General features: G+C 54.2%; 4 protein-coding genes. All 4 read right to left on the bottom strand.

The window, feature by feature from the left end:
* Positions 1-125 precede the first annotated feature (125 nt).
* The 4 genes from RDV48_31500 to RDV48_31485 all read right to left on the bottom strand — a co-directional run bounded on the left by RDV48_31500 (position 126) and on the right by RDV48_31485 (position 3,590).
* Complete coding sequence (locus tag RDV48_31500; GenBank protein MDQ7827362.1) at positions 126-605, bottom strand: hypothetical protein; 480 nt, start codon at positions 603-605, stop codon at positions 126-128.
* Between the two features lie 17 nt (positions 606-622).
* Positions 623-1,498 carry an AAA family ATPase gene (locus RDV48_31495; protein ID MDQ7827361.1) on the bottom strand — a complete coding sequence of 292 codons (876 nt, stop codon included), beginning with the start codon at positions 1,496-1,498 and terminating at the stop codon, positions 623-625.
* The gene (locus tag RDV48_31490; protein ID MDQ7827360.1) at positions 1,495-3,057 is read right to left on the bottom strand and encodes a Mu transposase C-terminal domain-containing protein; all 1,563 of its coding nucleotides are present in this window, start codon (positions 3,055-3,057) and stop codon (positions 1,495-1,497) included. The genes RDV48_31495 and RDV48_31490 overlap by 4 nt, the downstream gene beginning before the upstream one ends.
* Positions 3,058-3,212: 155 nt before the next feature.
* Positions 3,213-3,590: a hypothetical protein gene (locus tag RDV48_31485; GenBank protein ID MDQ7827359.1), complete on the bottom strand. Its 378-nt coding sequence runs from the start codon at positions 3,588-3,590 to the stop codon at positions 3,213-3,215.
* Positions 3,591-4,003: the final 413 nt, after the last annotated feature.

Genomic DNA, 4,003 nt, shown 5'->3' with positions numbered 1-4,003 from the left:
TGCCCCGTCCCACCTATCCATACCACAAGAATCCCAGTCAAAATTACTGGTAATCTGACTGGAATTCAGTGAATTAGTGGTTCCCATCTGCCGGAGAGCCGTTATCAAAGCCCTCTCATTGCCACTCACTTGAAATGCACGAGGTGACAGTCGTCTGGAAAAGCGTGAATTGTGACAAGGCGGAGAAGCACCCTGTCAAGCGCCTCCTTGAGCTTGAGAAGCTCCCGGATTTCCGACTGAAAGCTTGCGAGGTCAAGCGCCTCATTCTGCAGCCTCTTGGCGAGGCAATAGGCAAGAGGCGGGAACTCGGATTTCACATCCCTGAGCATATTCTTCAGGTGAATCATCGAATACAGGTCGTAGGTTTTTATCAGGGCGCCGGTGTCCCTCAATGCCACGGCAAACTCAGGGAAGCTCCGCCCGCTCTCCTCGACAAGGGCACAGAACAGAATATGCCCCTGCGCAAGAGAAAAGTCCTGGAGAAACCTGGAAAGAACATCAGGATTTCTCATCAGGCGGGTGTGCTCCAGGACCGCACCGCTCTTCTCCATTATCACGACAGGGCAGGGATCTTCGTAAAGGTCAATACCGCAAGCAAGAAACATATGCCATCCCTCCTTTTCTATGCAGCGCTTTTCTCATCGTCGGGAAGCTCGATGAGAAGGTTGATGTCAACATTTCTCCTGATGAGATTTTCATCAATCCTCTCGTTCCGGTGAATTGCCGCGTGGATGAGTGACTGTATCGCCACCTGGTTCATCACTCGCGGAAGGCCCCGCGACATCTGAAACATGAGATTTACAGCCCCGTCGGTGAATATCTCAGGAGCACCGTCAACACGAGAGAGATGGTAATTCACATAGGCCCTCGCATCGTCAAAGGAGAAAGGGCGCAGCTTATGGCAATAGGTGATCCTCTGGCGGAAGGCGGTATGGGCATGCTCTCTCAGCAGGTTCTGGAGCTTCTCGGTGCCGCACATGATAAGCGAGAATCTCTCGTCAGAGTCCATCTCGAAGTTCATAAGGAGCCGGATGCGTTCCAGCACCTCCCGTGAGAGATTGTCGCATTCATCAAAGATGAGGACGGGATACTTCCCCATGGTCTCCTCAAGTCCGCCGAGAAAGGCATTCACCGAGTCGAACATGTCGGCGATGTAAGGGGCGGGAGGAAGCTGAAAGGTCCGGCACAGGGAGCGCATGAATCCCACAGGGGATATCCTGGTGTTCCAGAGATAGTAGGGCTGATAATGCTGGGGCGAAAGCTCGTCCTTGAACTTCCTGAGCGTGATGCTCTTGCCCACGCCGGGACTGCCGATGACAAGAGAAATCCCCCTCACCTCGAGGCTGTAGTGAAGGCCCTGAAGAAGCTCCTGCTGGCTCTTCGCCTGAAACATCTTTGATGACCAGACATACTTGGTGAAGGGTATCTTCGAGAAGGCAAAAAATGTCTGGAGTCGTCCCCTGTCAAACTGCTCGATATCCTCTTTCCTGATTTTCATAAAGAATCTCCTTTCTGCAGGCGGTCAAGATAAAAGCTGATGTGCAGATCTGCCGGGCAGTCCGCAAGCATATTCTCAAGGGCGCCGGCCACCTCAACGAGATCAAGGGGACCACATCGTGCCCAGTGGTCTCTCAGCGCCTGCTCGTCAAACACCTCCGCCGCCACCCGGTTCCTGAATAACTCAACAAAGGCATCAACGGCACTGAGCTCTTCACGGTGAAGAAACTCTTCCCCGGGCCTCGGTGAATCGTCGCCTGCCTCATGGCTCTTCACAAGAAATCCCAGGTAGTCGGTCTTTTCAGCGGGCTCGGGGATTTCGGAGGGCGGAAGAACCTCCCGGGGAGGCCTGCGGCGCCGGGTGACGAAGGGGTGCACACGCTCCTGGAATTTCCCTCCCGACCATATCTCTATGACCTCAAGATGCTCGGGATTGTAGCGGACCTCAACTTTTCTCCCGCAAAACCGGGTTGATACGCGGTAGCGCCTGGTGAAAAGCTGAATCATGGCACATTTGTCCACCCTGCGCTCCTCTCTCCAGAGGAATACCGTCCTCAGTTTCTCCTCATTGACATAACGAAACCGTCCGGCATCTCTCTGCCAGCGCTCGCGGGGAGTGCACCCGAGCTCGCTGTGGCGCCTGCGGTTGTATTCATACTCAACCCATATGAGAAATGCTTTGTTGAGGTCTTCAAGAGTGGTGATGTGCGAGTCTTTCAGCTCGGCGAGGAAGTTGGTGGTGCAGAAGGCATTCCATGCCTCGATCTTACCGTGACCTTGAGGTCGTCTCACGCTAGTAAATATTGGTTTGTGGATGCCGAGCTCTGCGCAGACCCTCTCCATATGTTCTGCTCGATACACAAGCCCGTTGTCGTAGTATACGGCACGGGGTCTCCCACACCGCTGAATGGAGCGTTTGAAGACAAGTTCGAGGGCCGGGAGATCTCCTTTGAAGAAGAACCTTCCATAGGGCATCAGGCGCGAGGCGTCATCAAGAAAGCCATAAAGCCAGGTCTTTCTCTTTGTGCCTTGGGAGAGCGGGTCTGGAAGATAGGGGCCGCCCAGCATGTCGGACTGCCACAGGTCGTTGGCATACTCGGCCTGCCACCGTGCAAGATCTTTCCTGTCGGGCGCTTTGACACGGCGCGCGGAGAGCCCCCGCTCCTTGAGATGGCGGTGGAGGGTGGAGCGCTTGAGGAGCCCTTCTTCCGCAAAGCCCATATCCTCCATGATGGTGATGATTTTGTCGATGGATCGCTCAGCGACCTGCTGCTTGAGCTGGCAGGCTTTCACAATGGCCTCCTGCGGTATTCTGCCTCCCCGGGAGGAGCGGTGAGAATCTTTGAGGCCCTCAAAGCCCTCCTTCTTATAGCACCGGAGCCAGCGGCGGATAGCCTCGACACTTATCCTGACCTGCTTTCCTCCCGGGGTGACCCATTCTTTGTCGGCAAGCTCCCGGTAGCGCTTCATTTTCTCTCCCCGCGAGATGTCCATCGCGAGAAGCGGGCTGATGACCTGGTAGCGGAAGAGCGCTTTCTTAAGAGCCAGATCTTCGGGCATAATGCCCTCACCTCACTTTCCTTCATGATTATTCCAGTATAGACGAGGGAAAGGAGGGAATCGAGAGCATCGAGTGTGGGATCGGCGGGACAAAAAGGTGGGCCTGCAAGAAAAAAAATCCCACATGGCTCTCCCAAGAGGTATCAGGGAAAGTGTTATCGAACGTTGAGGAGGAACGGTCTTCGATACGTTGCGGATCGTTCTTGTGCCCGGGCCAGGAGCAGGCTTAATGGTGTGCAGAGTTGTGTGATCCCAGTGAAAATTATGCTGAAGGCTTCAGCAAGCGGCGAAACTTCCAGAGCTTTCAGCTTCCAGCACCGCGGAGGCGACAGACCATCAAGCGTTATCAACTCCCAGGCCTCGGGCACTATCTTTTCAAGAACCACCTCCCTTATGCTTTGAAGCGTTTCAAATGCGCATTGCCGTGCTCGTTTCAGATGGCGGAACAGCGTGCTCCGCGAAGCTGCGCCCTCCAGGATGCCAAAATCACATTTCTCATAGCCGTAAGAAGAGGAGAGGTACACCAAGAGCAACAGGAATATGACCTGGGTGCAGGCGTGAATTCTCTTGTGAAGGGATGGCGGTGTGATACTGAACGTGTGAGGACATTGAAGACAGTCCCACCTGCGGTTGCGAAGGGCTGCTTTGGCAAGCTTCCCGCCGATTAAAGCGAGAAACTGGCGGAGGTAGCTGCCGTGCCTGTAGAAGCTGGAGCCGCCACAGTGCGGGCATGCTGCGGGCTTGTGAGAGGCAAAAAAAAATGATCGCCCTTGAAGATGAAGGTACCCTGGCTGAATTTCAGGCTTCCCTTCTTTACCAGTTCTACCAGTGAGACGAGTTGACCGTCTGTCATCCCATTGAAATTACTGATAATCTTGAGAGATTCCTGTCAAAGGTAAATGGGAAATCCACAGGAAAATCTGGTTTAGTTAACCGGGCTGGGACA

This window comes from Candidatus Eremiobacterota bacterium (assembly GCA_031082125.1).
Taxonomy (GTDB): Bacteria; Vulcanimicrobiota; CADAWZ01; order CADAWZ01; family Ess09-12; genus Ess09-12.
This window is presented reverse-complemented; position numbering and strand designations above follow the sequence as displayed.